Genomic DNA, 17,034 nt, shown 5'->3' on the forward strand with positions numbered 1-17,034 from the left:
TTAGCTTGAGGGTGTCGCCCCACAGCACACCCACCGAGGAGCCCCCATGCAGTCCACCCTGACCGTGCCCGGCGCCACCCTGCACTACGAAGTCCGCGGCGACGGGCCCCTGTTGCTCGTCTCGCAGAGTGGCGAGGGCGACGCCAACCGCAGCGACGCGATGGTCGACCACCTGGTCGACGCGTACACCGTGGTGACGTACGACCGCCGCGGACTCTCCCGCAGCGTCCTGGACGAGCCCGGCTCCGGCGCGAGTCTCGACGAGCATGTCGACGACGTGCACCGGCTGCTCGCCGCACTGACCGACCGGCCCGCGCTCATGCTCGGCTGCAGCATGGGCGCCGTCATCGGACTGCGGCTCGCCGCCCGGCATCCGGGGCGGCTGAGCACCCTCGTCGCGCACGAGCCCGCCGTCCCCGGCCTGCTGCCCGAGCCGGAACGGCTGCGCACCCGGGCCGAACTGGACGACATGCGGGCCGTGTTCGAGCGGGACGGCTGGATCGCCGGGGTGCGGCGGATCGGCGAGCTGCTGGGCATCGACCCCGCCCGGCAGGAGACCGAGCCCGGCGCCCGGCTCGCCCCGCTCGACGCCTCCCGCGAGGCCAACTTCGCCTTCTTCGTCCGCCACGACGCCCTCACCATGCGCCACGCCGAGCTGACCCCCGCCGAGCTCGACGCGCTCAAGGCGGGCCCCGTCCGAATCGTCCCCGCCGCCGGGCACACCACCCCGCGTACCGTCTTCGACTACCGCTGCGCCGAGGAGCTGGCCGCCGGACTCGGCACCGGCCTGACCCACTTCCCCGGCGGCCACAACGGCAACCTCACCCACCCGAAGGGCTTCGCGCAGACCCTCCGCGCGACGCTGGGGGCGCCCGCCGCATACCAGCCATACGAACCCCCGATGCCCCCGCGCTGACACATTTCTTGTTCCGGCGAAATCCCCTCCCTACGCTGCCACCACCGCACTCGGGCGGCATGAACAAGGGACTTCGCCATCATGGGTCGACTGGCCGGGAAAATCGCCTTCATCAGTGGAACAGGAGCCGGAATCGGCCGGGCCGCGGCACAGGTATTCGCGGCTGAGGGCGCGCTGGTATTCGGCTGTGACATCGACGAGGACAGCGCGGCCGAGACCGTGGAACTCGTCGAGAAGGCCGGAGGCGTCATGCGCTCCCTCGCCCCCGTCGATCTGTCCACCCAGGACGGGGCACGGGAGTGGATCGAGGCCGGAATCGGGGCCTTCGGCGCGATCGACATCCTCTACAACAACGCCTCCGCACTGCGCAACGGCCCGTTCGCGTCCATGCCCGCCGAGGACTGGTACTTCACCCTCAGGAACGAGCTGGACATCCCGTACTTCTGCACCCAGGCGGCCTGGCCGCACCTGATCGCGCGGGGCGGCGGCGCAGTCCTCAACGTCGCCTCCGTGGCCGCCGTACGCGGTGCCCCGTTCATGCCGATGGTGCCGCACGGTGCCGCCAAGGGCGGGGTGCTCGCGATGAGCAAGCACCTGTGCGCGGCCGGCGCCCCGCACCGCATCCGGGTCAACACCGTCGCCCCCGGCATGACCCGCACCTCCGCCACCGCCCCCTTCCTCGACGATCCGAACGGGCCGAAGGCACAGCTGGAGGCGCGGATCCCCGTCGGGCGGGTCGGCGAGCCCGAGGACATCGCGCGGGCCGCGGCGTTCCTCTGCTCCGACGAGGCGGCCTTCGTCAACGGCGCCAACCTGATGGTCGACGGCGGCGACAGCGCCATGGCCGGCTGAGCCGGGATGGACACCCGCCTCGACCACGTGGGCGTCAACGTCCGCGACCTCGCCGCCCAGACCGACTGGTACAAGGCCGCGTTCGGGCTGGACACCGTCTTCGAGTTCCGGCTCGACGGACCCGGCCTCAGCGGCGTCGTCCTGGAACATCCGCACGGCTGGCGCCTCGAACTGCTGGCCAGGACCGGTTCCGCACCGGGCCTCAGGGCTCCCGATCCGGTGACCGCCGCCCTCACCGAGGGATACGGCCACTTCGCGGTCACCACCCCCGAACTCGACCCCGTCTACGACGCCCTGCGGGCGTACGGGGCGGGCGAGGCACTCGCCCCCGGACCGTCCCCCGAGCCCGGAGTGCGCATGGCCTGGGTCACGGACCCCGAGGGAAATCTCATCGAACTCATAGAGCGACGGAGTACGGAATGACAAGCGTGCTGAAAAGACTCGACAGGGGAACTCTCATAGCCTGCTGTCTGGCCGTTGCCGCCGCACAGTTGTGCATTACCGTCCCCTCTCCCATCAACGGAGAAATCCAGGCCGCATTCGGCGCCTCCGGTTCCCAGGTCGCCTGGGTCACCTCGGCGTTCATTCTTCCCACCGCGATTCTCGAGCTGAATTTCGGTGTGGTGGGCGACCTGTTCGGCCGCAAGCGGCTGCTGGTGCTCGGCGGACTCGTCCTCGCGCTCGGCGAACTCCTCAACGCCCTCTCGCAGAACGTCACCATGCTCTGGGTCGGCCAGGCCCTGGCCGGTGTCGGCGCCGCGGCGCTCTTCCCCAGCTCCCTCGCCGTGATCGCGGCCGCCACGCCCGACGAGAAGGACCGGGCCAAGGCCGTGTCCACCTGGGCGCTGAGCATCTCCCTCGCCTCGGCCGCCGGTCCGCTCTCCTCCGGTCTGCTCGCCACGGTCGCCGACTTCCGCTGGGCGTTCGTGCCGCCGGTCGTCCTCGGCCTCGTGGTCGCCGTCTCCAGCCAGTTCCTCGTCACCGACTCCAAGGCCCCCGAGGGCCGCGCCCTGGACTGGCCCGGACAGATCACCGTCGCCGTCGGTCTCACCGCACTGCTCTGGGGTGTCATCGAGGGCGGCGAGCGGGGCTGGAGCAGCCCGGCCATCGTCGGCGCCCTCAGCCTCGCCGCCGTGGCCCTGGTCGCCTTCGTGATCGCCGAGAAGCGCGCCGAGTCGCCCATGTTCAACCTCGACCTGCTGAAGATCCCCTCGTTCGCCGCGGCCGCCGTCGTCGCGCTGGCCGGCATGTTCGGCTTCATCGGCACCGCCTACTGCGTCTCCATCCGCCTCGGCGCCGTCATGCACCTCAGCCCCCTGCGGGCCGGCATGCCCTTCGTGATCCTCCAGCTCGTCCCGCTGCTCCTCGCCCCGGTCCTGAGCCGGATGCTCACCCGGGTCGAGCCCCGCTGGCTCCTCATGGGCGGTCTGCTGCCCATGGCCGCCGGCCAGTTCTGGATCGCCGCCCTGCCCATCACCACCACCTCCCTCGCCGCCTTCATCGGCCCGGTGCTGCTGCTCGGCATCGGCTTCATCTGTGTCGTCTCCTCCCTCACCTCCGCCGCCGTGAACGCCGTACCGCTCCACATGACCGGCATGGCGAGCGGGGCGACCAGCCTGGTCCGCGAGTTCGGCCAGGGCCTCGGCCCCGCCGTCATCAGCACGGTCGCGATGAGCGCCGCGTCCTCCGCGCTGGTCGGCAAGCTCAGCGGCGCCGACGCCGGCATGGAGGCCGCGGCCGGTCCGCTCGCCGTCGTCAACGCCGGCAGCGACAGCGCCAGGGCCGCCGCCCAGAGCGCCCTCGCCCACGGCATGTCCCTCGGCGTGGTGATCTGCGGCTGCGCCTCCCTGCTGGGCGCGCTGGTCACCCTGCTGCTGGTGCGCCGGAACACCGCTCGCGCGGAGGTGACGGCGCCGGTCCAGACCGCCTCCGCCTGATCCGTCACGACACCGCACCGCACACGAGAGGCCGGGGAAAACCCGGCCTCTCCGAGGTTTACGGCAGATGTCCCTAGAACGTAACGATCCGTGACGTCAAGGGACTTGACCGCCATCAACCCCTTATCTTCACGTCATGTCCACGCCGCCTGAGCCTCCGCAGCAGCCCCATCAGCCGTCCGACGCTCCGGCCCAGCCGAGCGCGTACCCCTATCCGAGCCCGCAGACGCCGGGGCCCGGCGGCCCGCTGGGATTCCCGCCCGCCGCGCCCGCGGGCCAGGGCGTCCCGCAGAGCGTCTACGCCCAGCCGACCCTGGTCGGCGTGCCCGCCCAGCCCGGTCAGCCCGCCCAGCCCGGCCATCCCGGTCAGCCGCCGCAGCCCCAGCCGGGGAACCCCTACGTGCAGCAGGGCGCCTACCCCGTGGTCGGCCCGCCGCCCCCCACCGGTGGCGGGGGAGCCGGGAGAGCCGTCCTGTGGGCCGCCGTCGGCGCGCTGGTGGCCTCCGCCGCCTGGGCGGCCGGCGTCTTCCTGATCGCCCGCGGCGACAAGGCGGACCTGGCCGGCTACACGGCGCCGTCGAACCTGTGCAACTCCATCGACTACTCGTCCTTCAAGGAGGAGTACCCGAACAACGACGGCGCCCCGACCCGCAACCGGCTCGAGGACGACGCCCTCGACGAGGGCCTGTGCAGCATCAGCCTGAAGAAGAGCACGTCGTCCTACGCGGACGCGTACCTCTACGCCCAGCTCGACCTGCACAAGAAGACCGATCCGGGGCCCGAGTTCACGGCCGCCTGGAAGAACTACGGCGACAGCCACACCGGCTACGACGTGGAGACCGTCACCGGCATCGGCGACGAGGCCTACCTCGTCAGCGACGACACCACCTCCGGCTCCTCCAGCGGTTCGCTCTACGCGACGCTCGCGGTCCGGGACGGCTGGGTGACGTACACGATGAGTTACAGCGCCTACTACTCCTCGTACGACACCGACACCGACCCGCCGACCCTCGACGAGGTCTCGGACATGCTGAAGACGGACACGAGGACGACCCTGGCGGACCTCAAGGACTGAGGTCCGCCAGGGCCGCCGTGTTCCCGCGGAACGGTGGCCGGCACCGCGTCAGCGGTCGGCCACCGGCGCGTCCAGCGCGTTCGTGATCGCCTTCACCCCGCCGTGCGCCGCGTACCCGCCGTCCACGGTGATCTCCGCGCCGTTGACGTACGACGCCTCGTCCGACAGCAGATAGACCACGAGCGGGGCGACCTCCTCCACCGAGCCCGCCCGGCCCTGGGGCGTCATCGCCAGGTGCGCCGCGACGAACACCGGGTTCGCGGTGGCCATCAGCGGGGTCTCGATATAGCCGGGGTGCACCAGGTTCGTCCGGATGCCGCGCGGCGCCAGCTCCAGCGCCGCCACCTTCGACAGCCCCCGCAGCGCCCATTTGCTCGCCGTGTACGCCACCGCGTGATGGGCGGTCAGCGCGGCCACGGAACCCACGTTGACGATGGACGAACCGGCCGGCATCAACGGGGTGAGGGCCTGGATGCCGAGCATCGCGCCGGTGGTGTTCACCGCGAACGCCCGCTCCCAGTCGGCGAGTTCGACCTCGCCCAGGCGGGCCCGCACCGGGATGCCCGCGTTGTTCACCAGACCGTGCACGACGTCGAGCCCGCCCGCGAGCGCGGCCCAGTCGTCCGGCGAGGACACGTCCAGACGCCGGTACGACACGTCCAGACCGTCGGCGCGCAGGGCGGCCGCGAGCTTCTCGCCGGCCTCGTCCAGGACATCGGTGGCGATCACCCTCGCGCCCTCCCGGGCGGCCGCCGCGACCTCCGCGGCCCCCTGCCCCTGCGCGGCTCCGGTGACGACGACGGTGCGTCCCGCCAGACGGGTACGGCTCACGGCTCCTCCAGAGTGGGTACGGGATCCCTCCCCTCCACGCTAGGAAGCCGCGGACAGCTCCGGAAACGCGTGTTCCCCATGGCTGGCATCCACCCCGGCGATCACCGGCTCGTCCAGCGAGGCCCCGACCCTGCGCACGGTCTCCCGCAGCCAGCGGTGCGCGGGGTCGGCGTGCCGGTTGTGGTGCCAGTACATGGCCTCCACCAGCGGGACGTCCGGGAACGGCGGCTCCGCCACGGCACAGCGCGCGAACGCCTCGTAGCGCCGGGCCAGCCGCTCCGGCACCAGGGCCACCAGGTCCGTGCCGCTCACCAGGAACGGCAGCACACTGAAGCCCGGCGTGCTGACCTGCACCTTCGGTGTGATGCCGAGGGTCTCCAGCTGCCGCTCGGCCGGAGTGTGACTCTTGCCGATGGCGCACGCGGCATGCGGCATCTCCGCGAGATCGCGCAGGCTCAGCCGCCCGTCCACGAGCCGCGGATTACCCGGGTCGACCAGACACACGAACCGGTCGTGCATCACCGCCTCGCTGACCCCCGGCAGCTGGTAGCCGAGCGGCACGATCATCAGATCGTGACAGCGCAGATGCGTCTCCGTCTCCAGCTGGCCGTCGACGATCGGATGGAAGTCGATCCGCACCCCCGGCGCCTCGGTCGCGATGACCCGCAGCAGCGGCTCCACGAACACCGTCATCACATAGTCGGACATGACGACGGAGAACCGCTGGCGGCTGCGCGCCGGATCGAAGTGCCGGGTCAGCGAGAGCGCCTCCTCGGCCTTGTGCAGCGAGGCCTGGACGACCGGCAGCAGCCGTTCCGCGAGCGGCGTCAGCTCGTACTCCCGGCCGACCCGGACCAGCAGCTCGTCGTTGAAGTGCCGGCGCAGCCGGGCCAGCGAGCCGCTCATCGCGGACTGGCTGGTGGACAGCCGTACCCCCGCGTGCGTGACGTTCTTCTCCTCCAGGAGGGCTTCCAGCGCCACCAGAAGATTGAGGTCGATCGCTCCCAGACCCACGTATGTCCCCTTCCGGCCGCGCCGCGTCCTTGAAGCTCGGGTTGCATCGGAGAGTAGCCAGCGCGGGCGGCGGCGAGGAAGACTCCGGGACGTAACTCACAGGGATCCGATAGCAGCCATCGGATCCCCGGATACCCGCAGGTCAAGAACGTTACGGGCGAGGAGTGCGGCCCCGCTTGCGGGCCCGCGGCAGATAGACGTCCGTACGGCCCGGCACCACCCGGTTGCGCAGGGTGCCCAGCCGCTCCACGGTCAGCTCCACCACGTCACCGGCAGTGAGCGGCGGGGGGACGCGCTCCCCGAGCCGGCCCCAGTGCTCCGCCAGCGCGCCCCAGCCGCAGGTGCCGGAGCCGAGGACGTCCCCGGGCCGCACCCAGGCGTCCCGGGAGGCGTAGGCCACCATCTCCTCGAAGGTCCACGACACGTTCGCCAGGGTGTCGCGGCCGATCAGCTCCCCGTTGAGGGTGACGGTCATCTCCAGGTCCAGGAAACCGTCCGGGTCGCGCCGGTCCTCCACCTCGTCCGCGGTCACCAGACAGGGGCCCAGCGTGTTCGCGAAGTCCTTGCCCTTGGAGAAGCCCAGCCCGAGGTTCTTCTCCGGCTTCTGCAGATCACGGGCCGACCAGTCGTTGAAGACCAGGTACCCGACGATGTGCTCGCGGGCCCGCTCCGGGGTGAGGTCCCGCCCCGCGCGCCCGATAACCGCCCCGACCTCCAGCTCGAAGTCCAGCACCGAGCAGCCAGCCGGGACCCGTACGTCGTCGTGGGCGCCATGGCCGGCGTGCGGGTTGGTGAAGTAGAAGTTGGGCGCCCGGTACCACTCCTCGGGTACGTGCTCCAGGCCGTCCAGCGACTTCGACACCCCCTCGATGTGCGCCTCGAAGCCCACGAAGTCACGGATGGAGGGAGGCTGGAGCGGCGGCAGCAACCGCACCTGATCCACCGTCAACTCACTCTCCGAGGCGAGAGCTTCGGCCCCGGCGGCGTGCAGGACACCGTCCTCCAGGAGCCGCAGGACCGTGACGCCCTCCGGCAGCGGGTGCACGACGCCGTCCCGCACCACCCCGGCGCGCTCCACGCCCTGGTACGCGTATGTCGCGAAACGCATGCCTCACTGCTCCCAGTGGTTGGTGTTGGTGACGGTCCCGGCGCTGAGGTAGCCGGCGAACACGCCCTTGGGGTCGCGGGCGGCCCGGATCCCCTGGAGCCGCCGCCACTGCGCGTCCCCCATGAACCTGAGCTGCCGCACGGTGAAGTCGGAGTCGCCGAGGTACTGCCCGGCGGTCACCGGCCGCATCGCCTCCATCGCCTCGTCCAGCCACGCGCGCAGCTCGCCGTCGCGCGCCGGATCGTCGTGGACGACGTAGGTCGCGCAGTAGATCTCGGACTGCAACGAGAAGGCCATGTCCGGCAGTCGGCGCAACGGGGCCATGGAGAACCAGATGGTGAAGGTGCCCGGGGTGGGGTGCTCGGTGAACGCCTTGCGGATCGCGGGGACCACCTCCTGTGCCGCGCCGGTCAGCCAGGCGTTGTCGACGAGATAGCGGTGGCCCTCGGGGTTCGCGGTCCGCTGGTTCTCCAACTGCGCGGCGAGCGTGGTGGGTTCGGCCTCCACCCGGAACAGGGCACGGTCCGCGAAGGGGTTGGCGTGCAGCGGGGCCAGCGCCTCGGCCGCCTCAGCCGGGGTGTCCGTCATCGACACCCCCGTGACCAGCAGCACGGGCGTGTCCGAGCCCGGCGGGGTCTGGGTGAGGGCGACGATCTCCACCAGGTCGGACACCGTGTGGTGCATGCCGTGCAGCCAGCTCATGACCTCGTCGAACAGGTCCAGCGGGTAGGCGTGGACCGTGTGGGCGAGGTGCCGGGGGAGCGGGCGGGTACGCAGATGGAAGCGGGTGACGACACCGAAGAAGCCGGGTCCCGCGCCGCGCGCCGCCCAGAACAGGTCACTGTTGCGCGTCTCGTCCGCGCGGACCAGCTCGCCCTCGGCGGTGACGACGTCGATCGCCACGATGTTCTCCGCCGCCCAGCCCCAGCCGCGCGCGTTCCAGCCCTGCCCGCCCTGCAGCAGGAAGCCGCCGATGCCGACGGAGGGACAGTGCCCGCCGTTGAAGAACCTCCCGAACTCCCCGAGATACGGGTTGAGTTCGTCGCCGCCCTTGACGCTGGGGGTGGCGGTCACGATCTCCGTGGCGGGGTCGTAGGCCAGCTCCCGGAAACCGCCGAGGTCGATCAGCAGCGCGTCCGCGCGCACCGACCAGGCGGCCCAGCTGTGCCCGCCGGAGCGGACGGCGACCTGCCAGCCGCGCTCCAGGGCCAGCCGTACCCCCTCGACGACGTCCTCCTCGGAGGCGGCCGTCAGGACGGCGGCGGGCATACGGTCCGACGGGCGGCGCGCGTTGAAGACCCGGCCGAGGACCGCCTCCTCGAAGCCGTCGTCACCGGGCAGATGCAGAGTGCCGGAGAACCTGTTCATGCGCGTCCTCACTTGACCGCGATCGGGTTGACGGGGGCACCGACCGCGCCGGTCACCGGAAGCGGCGCCGCGACCAGCAGGAACTCGTACACACCGTCGGCCGCGCAGTCCTCCGCGAGGGCCTCCAGGTCCCACATCTCGCCCAGCGGCAGACCCATGTTGGGGATCGCGATCTGGTGCAGCGGGGACATCGCCGGCTCGGCGAACTCGTACGGTCGTACCTCCAGGCCCCAGGTGTCTGAGGCGATGGCGGCCAGCTCGGTGCGGTGCAGCCAGCCCAGCGAGGTGAAGGAGAGACCGGGCGCGTCGCCCGCCGCGTACGTGCCCCACTCGCCCCGCCGCCGCACCCGGCCCAGCTGTCCGGTCCGCAGGAGGACGAGGTCACCGCGCCGTACGGTCGAGGTCGCGCCCTGCGCCTCGATCGTGGCCCGCAGATGCTCCTCCTTGACGGGGAAGCCGTCCGGGAGCTCACCGTGCTCGTCGCCGACCGCACGGCCCACGTCGAGCAGGACACCCCGCCCGGTGAACGCGTCCCGCATGTGCTCGATGCCGGTGACCGAGTCGCCGTCCCCGCCCACGATCGTGCACGGACGCCCGTTCCACGCCTGCTTGTTGTCGTAGATGTGGCCGAGCCCGTCCCACTGCGTGGAGGCCTGCAACGGCATCACCACATGGTCGTCGGCGCCGCCGAACCCGTGCGGGAAGCCCTGGGTGCCCGCCGCCGCGTCCGATCCGGTGTCCTTCATGTAGTGCACCGGGTTGATCCGGCCCCGGAACCCGCGCTGCGGGCCCGACTCGTTGAACTCCAGCGCGAGGGAGAAGGAACGCCCCCGCCGGACCAGGCCGGCCGCGTGGGCGCGGATCGCGTCGTCGATGAAGTTGAGCGTGCCCAGCACGTCGTCCTCGCCCCAGCGGCCCCAGTTGCGGTAGGCGGCACGGGCCTTGGCGAGCTCCTCCTCGATGGGACCGAGGATACGGCCGACGGTCATCGGGTACGTCCTTTCAGCAGCAGGTCCAGAGCGTTGCCGCCCGCGACGGCGGCCCGGTCGGCCGGGGGCAGACCGGCGGCGTCCAGCCGGGCCAGCGGGTCGTCGACGCCCATGTCGAACGGGTGATCCGTACCGAGCACGACCCGGTCCGCACCCACCTCCTCCACCAGATGGCGCAACGCGCGCGGGGTGTAGACGAGCGAGTCGAACCACATCCGCCGCAGATAGGCGCTCGGCGGTTCGGCGCAGCCGCGCGCGTCTTCCCGCACCCGCCAGGCGTGATCGGAGCGCCCGATGTACGTCGGCAGGTAGCCGCCCCCGTGCGCCGCCACCAGCTTCAGCCGGGGGAAACGGTCCAGGACCCCGGTGAAGATCAGATGCGACAGGGCCACCGTCGTCTCCACCGGCTGCCCGACCGTGTTGCCCAGGTAGCGCGTGGCGAGCCGCTCGCCCAGCGTGCACCCCCAGGGGTGCACGAACACCACCGCCCCCAGCTCCTCGGCCGCCTCCCACACCGGGTCGTGCACCGGGTCGGCCAGCTCCCGCCCGCGCACGGTCGTGGAGACGCTGACGCCGTGCAGACCGAGCTCGGTGACTGCCCGCTCCAGCGCCGCCACCGCCAGGTCCGGATGCTGGAGCGGGATCGTGCCGAGCCCGTACAGCCGCCGGGGCTCCTCGGCGCAGTGCGCGGCGACGGCCTCGTTGACGGTACGCGTGAGACGTACGGCCGTCGCCCGGGCGGTCCAGTAGTGGTGCATCGGCATCGGCCCCACCACCTGCCCGTCCACGCCCATCGCGTCCAGGTCGGCCAGCCGCGCCGAGACATCCGTCAACTTCGCTTGCAGACGCTCCAGTTGAGCCCGGTTGACGGTCAGGGAGGCGAGGGAGTGGGCGCGCTGCTCGGCGGCCAGCTCGGCGGCGAACCCGGGGGTGCCCGCGACGAGTTCGGCGGCCGCGGGGACGGCGAGATGGCCGTGGAAGTCGACGACCGGGCCGCCCTCGGACGCGCTCACGCGGCCGCCGTCAGCGAGTGCAGCGTCTCCGACATGATCCGCGCCGGGTCCGCGCCGGGCGTGCCCGGGTGGATCTCCCAGTCGGCCAGCTGCAGGGAGTTCTCCAGCACCATCCGCACCCGCGGCAGCCGCCGGGCCATGAACCGCTCCAGCGCCCTCTCCAGCGGCTCCTCCCCGGTGACCAGCTCGGCCAGCAGCACCGCGTCCTCCATGCACATCGCGGCGCCCTGGGCGATCAGCGGCGGACAGGCGTGCGCCGCGTCGCCGACGACCGCCGCCCGGCCCCGGTACCAGGGCTCGTCCACCAGCACCGCCTCGATCCAGCGGTAGTCGACCGCCGTGTCCTCGGGCAGCGCGGCGAGGATGCCGCCCCAGGTGCCGCCGTAGCCGGCGCCGCGCTCGCGCAGCAGGGCCAGCGGGGCGCGCGGGCCGATCAGGGAGGCGTCCAGGTTCTCGTCGAGGAGATAGGCGTAGCACTGCTCGGGCGAGATCGGGCTGTAGCCGGCCTTGAAGCGGGGGCCGCCGTAGTAGACCTCGGCGCAGTCCATCTCGGCGGGCCGGTCGGCGACCACCCGGAAGATCGACATGCCGACCGGGCGGGGCCGCTGGGGCAGACCGATGAGGGCACGGGTGGCCGAGTTGATGCCGTCGGCGCCCACGAGCAGGTCGTAGCGGCCGGCGGTGCCGTCGCCGAAGGTCACGTCGACATGGCCGGCGGCCTGGTCGAGACGCTCGACGCCCAGACCGAGACGGACGGTCACCCCGTGCGCGCGCACCGCGTCGCACAGGGCGTTCTGCAGGTCCGAGCGGAGCGCGCCCGCCGTGGAGGGCAGGTCGGGGCCGCCGGTGTGCGGGGTGGCGAGTTCGGTGATCAGAGAGCCGTCGGCCCGGCGCAGCCGCATGATGTCGAAGGGCACCGCCCGGGCCAGCACCCGGTCCAGCACGCCCACGCTGCGCAGCGCCTTCAGGGCGTTGCCCTGGACGGTGATGCCATGGCCCACCCCGTACCACTGGGGCGAGATCTCGACGAGCTCCACCTCGACCCCGCGCTGGGCGAGAGCGAGACACAGCACGCTTCCGGTGATGCCGCCGCCGACGACGAGCACCTTCTGAACGGGCATGGGCGATCCTTGCGAAAGTAGAAAGACGACAGTGGGGGTCAGCCGGTGAAGCGCGGGCCCAGCTCGTGGTAGTGCTCGACGGCCGGCGGGGCGGCGAAGAACGGCCCGACCAGCGCCCGCCAGCGGCCGAACCGCTCCGACTCCCGGAACCCGACCGTGTGCGCCTCGACCGACTCCCAGCCGACCAGCAGCAGAAAGGTCCGGGGCCGCTCCGCGCAGCGCAGCAGCTCCGCCCAGCGGAACCCGTCCGCCCCGGCGAGCACCTCGCGGGCCTTGCCGAAGACCTCCTCGAACTCCGCTTCCCGGCCTTCCTCGACGGTCAGCTCGGCATGCTCGACGATCACGGCGTACTCCTCGGTTCGGGGTGGCTCCGAGCCTGATCGGCGGTACGTGCAGGGTCAACGGATCGAGTCATCGGCAAGGGGGACGTCATCCATCCCGGACGGCGATGGAGCCCCGGCCGAGGGGGCGGCAGCCCGGGCGATGGCAGCCATCGCGGATGGCCATTTCCGCCGTCCGCCCGAGGTGCCTAGCGTCGAGGGCGAGCCCCCATCCGTACGAGGAGAGCCGCCCGTGCCCGAACCTTCCCCCTCCCCAGCCGGCCCCTTCGCGCTCGGCACCTTCAGCGGCGGCGCAGCCGCCTTCCCCGGCCTGGTCACGGGCGCTCGGGTCCGTGACCTCTCCGACCGGGCGCCGTCGGTACGCGCCCTGGTCGAGGACTGGGACACCTGGCTGCCCCGCCTGGAGGAGCTGGCCGGCGCGACCGACGGCACCGACGGCACCTGGCACGACCTGGCCGATCTGAAGGTCCTCGCCCCCATCGAGCCCGGCCAGATCCTCCAGAGCGGCGCCAACTACCGCAAGCACGTGGTCGATCTGGTCGCCGCCGAGAAGGAGAGCGTGCACGGCGCCACCCCCGAGGAGGCCCGCGCGGACGCCGAGCAGATGATGGACGAACGGATCCGCAGCGGCGTCCCGTACGTCTTCCTGGGCTCCCCGCGCGCGATGTGCGGCCCCTACGACGACGTCGTCCTGCCCGCGCTCGGCGCCCAGCACGACTGGGAGCTCGAACTCGCCCTCGTCATCGGGAAGCGGGGCAAGGACATCCCGGCCGAGGAGGCGATGACGTACGTCGCTGCTTACACGATCTGCAACGACCTCACCACCCGCGACCGCCTCTACCGACCCGACCTGAAGGCCATCGGCACCGACTGGTTCACCGCCAAGAACGCCGACACGTTCCTGCCGACCGGCCCCTACCTCGTCCCGGCCGCCTTCGTCGGCGACCCCGACGACCTGCGGATCACCCTCCGCCACAACGGTGTCGTCCGGCAGGACGAGTCCACGAAGGACATGATCTTCGACATCCCACGCCTGATCGCATACGTCTCCACGACCACCACCCTGCACCCCGGCGATCTGCTGCTCACCGGCTCCCCGGCCGGGAACGGCGCCCACTGGGGCGTCTTCCTGAAGCCCGGTGACGTGCTGGAGGCGGAGATCACGGGCCTGGGCCACCAGCGCAACAACGTCAGGAGCGCCAAGTGACCTTCTCCCCCATCAGCCATCTGCGCCATGTCGACCTGGCCGTCCCCGACTTCGAGAAGCAGCGCGCCTTCTACGGCGGCACCTGGGGCCTGACCGAGATCGCGAACGACAGCGGCCTCGCCTTCTTCGCCGCCGAGGGCAGCCCCGAGCAGTACGTCGTCCGGATCCGTGCGGACGAGCGCAAGCGCATGGACCTGGTGGCGTTCGGCGCGGTCTCGGCGGCGGCCGTCGACGAACTGGCGCTGCGGCTGGGCCGCGCAGGAATACAACTCGTCCACGAGCCACGGGCGTTGGACACCCCGGGCGGCGGGTACGGCCTCCGGTTCTTCGACCCCGACGGCCGGGTGGTGGAGGTGTCGGCCGATGTCGCCACCCGCGCCCACCGCAGGATCGAGGAACGCGAGGCGATCCCGGTGCGCCTGTCGCACTGCGTGATCAACTCCCGGGACCCGGAAGGGCTCAGGGACTTCTACGTCGAGCACCTCGGCTTCCGGCTCACCGACACCCTGTACTCCACGCACATGGGCGACCTCATGTACTTCCTGCGGTGCAGCCCGCTGCACCACTCCTTCGCCGTCGCGCGCGGCCCCCATGTCTCCCTGCACCACGCCTCGTTCGAGATGCGGGGCGTCGAGGAGTACATGCGCGGCACCGGGCGGGCGCTGCGCGCCGGAACCCGGCTGACGTGGGGCCCCGGCCGCCATCTCGCGGGCGACAACACCTTCTCGTACTTCCACGACCCGCACGGCAACACCGTGGAGTACACCACCGAACTCGCCGTCCTCGAAGAGGACCTGTGGCACCCCGGCCGCCACGACGTGGACGACCCGATCACCCAGGACCAGTGGGGGACCGCCGACCCGATGAGCGAGTCGGTCGCCAAGGAGCAGTTCAACGACCCCGATGTGCTCTTCGAAGCGCCGCCCGTCTGACCCGACACCCGCATCGAGCTCGAGAAAGGCCGCAGTTGTGGCAGAGATCCTGAAGAACGCCGTGCCCAAGGCCGAGGTCACCGCCTCGCTGGAGCAGGTGCGGGCGACCGTCGCCGGCGTCATCGCCGACATCCGCGCACGGGGCGACGAAGCCGTCCGCGAGTACTCCGAGAAGTTCGACGACTGGAGCCCGGACTCCTTCCGGCTGAGCGAGGAGGAGGTCGAGAAGATCGTCGCGTCGGTGCCGCAGCAGGTCATCGACGACATCCGCTTCGTCCAGGACCAGGTCCGCGCCTTCGCCCGCCATCAGCTCGACTCCCTGGGCGCGTTCGAGGTCGAGACGCTGCCGGGCGTACGGCTCGGCCAGAAGCACATCCCCGTGCAGGCCACCGGCGCCTACATCCCCGGCGGCCGCTACCCGCTCACCGCCTCCGCCCACATGACCATCGTCACCGCCAAGGTCGCCGGTGTGCCGCGGGTCGTCGCCTGCACCCCGCCCATCCGCGGGGAGATCCCGGCCGCGACCGTCGCCGCCATGCATCTCGCGGGCGCCGACGAGATCTGGCTGCTGGGCGGGGTCCAGGCGGTGGCCGCGATGGCCGTCGGCACCGACACCATGAGCCCGGTGAACCTGATCGCCGGACCAGGCAACGCCTACGTCGCCGAGGCCAAGCGCCAACTGTTCGGCGAGATCGGCATCGACCTGTTCGCCGGCCCCACCGAGATCCTCGTCCTCGCCGACGACGCGGCGGACCCCTTCGTCTGCGCGGTCGACCTGCTCTCCCAGGCCGAGCACGGCCCCGACTCGCCCGCCGTCCTGATCACCACCTCCCGGGAGATCGCCGAGAGGACGATCGCCGAGGTCGAACGCCTGCTGCCCGGCATGCCGACCCGGGACTTCGCGGAACCCGCCTGGCGCGACCACGGACAGGTGCACGTCGTCGACACGATCGACGAACTGTACGCACTCGCCGACGAGTTCGCCTTCGAGCACGTGGAGGTCCTCACCCGGGAGCCGCGCCTGGCCCTGGAACGGATGACCCAGTACGGCGCCCTGTTCCTCGGCGAGGGCACCTGCGTCTCCTTCGGCGACAAGGTCATCGGCACCAACCACGTCCTGCCGACCCGGGGCGCAGCCCGCTACACCGGCGGCCTGTGGGTGGGCAAGTACCTCAAGACGGTCACCTACCAGGAGGTCACCGACACCGGGTCCCAGGCGCTCCTGGGCCGGCTGTGCGGCCGGGCCGCCCGGGTGGAGCTGTTCGAGGGGCACGCCCGCTCCGGTGACGTACGGGCCGCGAGGGCCGCCGGCGACGAACTGCCGTGGAACACCGCATGAGCCTCGACGGCCGTACGGCGCTGGTCACGGGGGGCGGGGGTCCGCTGGGGCGGGCCTTCGCGCTGGCCCTGGCGGCGGCCGGGGCCCGGCTGATCCTCGTCGGCCGGGGCGTGCCGGCGCTCGCGGAGGCGGCGGCCCGGGTGGAGAAGGAGGGCGGCACCGCCCGTACGGCGGTCTGTGACGTCTCCGACCCGGGCGCGGTGCGTGCGCTCGCGGTCGAACTCGCCGACGAGGACGTGTCGTTGCTCGTGAACAACGCCGGAGTCGCGGGCCCGGTGAAGCCGTTGACGGACATCGAACCCGACGAGTGGGACGACGTGTTCGCCGCCAACGTCCGCGGGGTGTATCTGATGTGCCGGGCCTTCCTCCCGCCCATGCTGGCGGCCGGCCGCGGCGACGTCGTCAACGTGGCCTCCGTCAGCGGCAAACGTCCCCTGCTCAACCGCACCCCGTACACGGCCTCGAAGATGGCCCTGCTCGGCCTGACCCGCACCCTCGCGGGCGAGGTCGGCCCCCGGGGCGTCGCCGTCAACTCCCTCTCCCCGGGACCGGTGCGGGGCCCGCGCATGGACCGCAACTTCCGCCTCACCGCCGAGCTCACCGGCTGCACGGTCGAGGAGGCCGAACACGACTTCGCCTCCCGCGCCGCCCTCGGCCGGCTGGTCGAGGAGGACGAGGTCGCCCGGGCTCTGGTGGCCATGCTGGCGATGCCGGGGCTGTGCGGCGCGGACATCGACCTGTCGGCGGGGATGATCGCACCGGCGTGAACAGGACGAGCGGCTGAAGGGGGCGGTGTCGCACCGCCCCTTTCGTGCTTTCGCCACGCTGTGTGATCCCTGTCAACCCATCCGCCCGATCCGAGGCATCGGGTTCCGGAATGTGTGTGCGCCAGGCCTATTCGCCTATTTCCAGGGCTGATTCACTCCCTCCTACGCACCCCAGGTGCCCCACGCGGAACCGTTGCCGCCCCCTGTCCGGCGGCCGGTTCGTC

Annotated in this window: 17 protein-coding genes; 9 read left to right on the plus strand and 8 right to left on the minus strand. The window is 71.7% G+C overall.

Going from position 1 to position 17,034, the window contains the following annotated elements; translation table 11 throughout:
- Positions 1-46 precede the first annotated feature (46 nt).
- From ABZ464_RS12945 to ABZ464_RS12965, 5 genes are all read left to right on the plus strand, one after another.
- On the plus strand, positions 47-916 hold the full coding sequence (locus ABZ464_RS12945; RefSeq protein ID WP_359275103.1) for an alpha/beta hydrolase: 870 nt from the start codon (positions 47-49) through the stop codon (positions 914-916).
- 81 nt (positions 917-997) lie between these two features.
- Positions 998-1,768, plus strand: coding sequence for an SDR family oxidoreductase (locus ABZ464_RS12950; protein WP_359275106.1), 771 nt, complete (start codon positions 998-1,000; stop codon positions 1,766-1,768).
- 6 nt (positions 1,769-1,774) lie between these two features.
- Positions 1,775-2,191, plus strand: a complete 417-nt coding sequence (locus tag ABZ464_RS12955) for a VOC family protein (RefSeq protein ID WP_359275109.1) — start codon at positions 1,775-1,777, stop codon at positions 2,189-2,191.
- Positions 2,188-3,705: an MFS transporter gene (locus ABZ464_RS12960; RefSeq protein ID WP_359275112.1), complete on the plus strand. Its 1,518-nt coding sequence runs from the start codon at positions 2,188-2,190 to the stop codon at positions 3,703-3,705. Before ABZ464_RS12955 ends, ABZ464_RS12960 begins: the two co-directional genes overlap by 4 nt.
- A gap of 136 nt (positions 3,706-3,841) precedes the next feature.
- Positions 3,842-4,780, plus strand: a complete 939-nt coding sequence (locus ABZ464_RS12965; RefSeq protein ID WP_359275114.1) for a hypothetical protein — start codon at positions 3,842-3,844, stop codon at positions 4,778-4,780.
- 48 nt (positions 4,781-4,828) lie between these two features.
- Here the strand turns inward: ABZ464_RS12965 and ABZ464_RS12970 are convergent, their stop codons facing one another.
- The 8 genes from ABZ464_RS12970 to ABZ464_RS13005 form a co-directional block, all read right to left on the minus strand.
- A complete protein-coding gene (locus ABZ464_RS12970) occupies positions 4,829-5,611 on the minus strand; it encodes an SDR family oxidoreductase (RefSeq protein WP_359275117.1) in 783 nt (260 codons plus the stop codon).
- Positions 5,612-5,650: 39 nt separating this feature from the next.
- Positions 5,651-6,625: a LysR family transcriptional regulator gene (locus tag ABZ464_RS12975; protein ID WP_359275120.1), complete on the minus strand. Its 975-nt coding sequence runs from the start codon at positions 6,623-6,625 to the stop codon at positions 5,651-5,653.
- Positions 6,626-6,776: 151 nt separating this feature from the next.
- Positions 6,777-7,733, minus strand: a complete 957-nt coding sequence (locus ABZ464_RS12980) for a fumarylacetoacetate hydrolase family protein (protein ID WP_359275121.1) — start codon at positions 7,731-7,733, stop codon at positions 6,777-6,779.
- A gap of 3 nt (positions 7,734-7,736) precedes the next feature.
- Positions 7,737-9,101 (minus strand): FAD-binding oxidoreductase, encoded by a 1,365-nt coding sequence (locus ABZ464_RS12985; RefSeq protein WP_359275122.1) that lies wholly within the window; start codon positions 9,099-9,101, stop codon positions 7,737-7,739.
- Positions 9,102-9,109: 8 nt separating this feature from the next.
- Positions 9,110-10,090 carry a cyclase family protein gene (locus tag ABZ464_RS12990; protein ID WP_359275125.1) on the minus strand — a complete coding sequence of 327 codons (981 nt, stop codon included), beginning with the start codon at positions 10,088-10,090 and terminating at the stop codon, positions 9,110-9,112.
- On the minus strand, positions 10,087-11,103 hold the full coding sequence (locus ABZ464_RS12995) for an amidohydrolase family protein (RefSeq protein ID WP_359275128.1): 1,017 nt from the start codon (positions 11,101-11,103) through the stop codon (positions 10,087-10,089). The genes ABZ464_RS12990 and ABZ464_RS12995 overlap by 4 nt, the downstream gene beginning before the upstream one ends.
- Complete coding sequence (locus ABZ464_RS13000; protein ID WP_359275130.1) at positions 11,100-12,224, minus strand: FAD-dependent monooxygenase; 1,125 nt, start codon at positions 12,222-12,224, stop codon at positions 11,100-11,102. Before ABZ464_RS13000 ends, ABZ464_RS12995 begins: the two co-directional genes overlap by 4 nt.
- Before the next feature lie 38 nt (positions 12,225-12,262).
- Positions 12,263-12,568 carry an antibiotic biosynthesis monooxygenase gene (locus ABZ464_RS13005; RefSeq protein WP_359275132.1) on the minus strand — a complete coding sequence of 102 codons (306 nt, stop codon included), beginning with the start codon at positions 12,566-12,568 and terminating at the stop codon, positions 12,263-12,265.
- Positions 12,569-12,797: 229 nt separating this feature from the next.
- Here ABZ464_RS13005 and ABZ464_RS13010 point away from each other — a divergent pair, with 229 nt between their 5' ends.
- The 4 genes from ABZ464_RS13010 to ABZ464_RS13025 are packed head-to-tail and all read left to right on the plus strand — an operon-like array spanning position 12,798 to position 16,810.
- Entirely contained in the window at positions 12,798-13,772 is a 975-nt protein-coding gene (locus ABZ464_RS13010; RefSeq protein WP_359275135.1) for a fumarylacetoacetate hydrolase family protein, read from the plus strand.
- Complete coding sequence (locus tag ABZ464_RS13015; protein ID WP_359275137.1) at positions 13,769-14,704, plus strand: VOC family protein; 936 nt, start codon at positions 13,769-13,771, stop codon at positions 14,702-14,704. The genes ABZ464_RS13010 and ABZ464_RS13015 overlap by 4 nt, the downstream gene beginning before the upstream one ends.
- 37 nt (positions 14,705-14,741) lie before the next feature.
- Complete coding sequence (gene hisD / locus ABZ464_RS13020; protein ID WP_359275139.1) at positions 14,742-16,043, plus strand: histidinol dehydrogenase; 1,302 nt, start codon at positions 14,742-14,744, stop codon at positions 16,041-16,043.
- Positions 16,040-16,810, plus strand: a complete 771-nt coding sequence (locus ABZ464_RS13025) for an SDR family NAD(P)-dependent oxidoreductase (RefSeq protein ID WP_359275142.1) — start codon at positions 16,040-16,042, stop codon at positions 16,808-16,810. Before hisD ends, ABZ464_RS13025 begins: the two co-directional genes overlap by 4 nt.
- The last annotated feature ends 224 nt before the right edge of the window (positions 16,811-17,034 follow it).

The organism is Streptomyces sp. NPDC005820 (assembly GCF_040630255.1).
GTDB lineage: Bacteria > Actinomycetota > Actinomycetes > Streptomycetales > Streptomycetaceae > Streptomyces.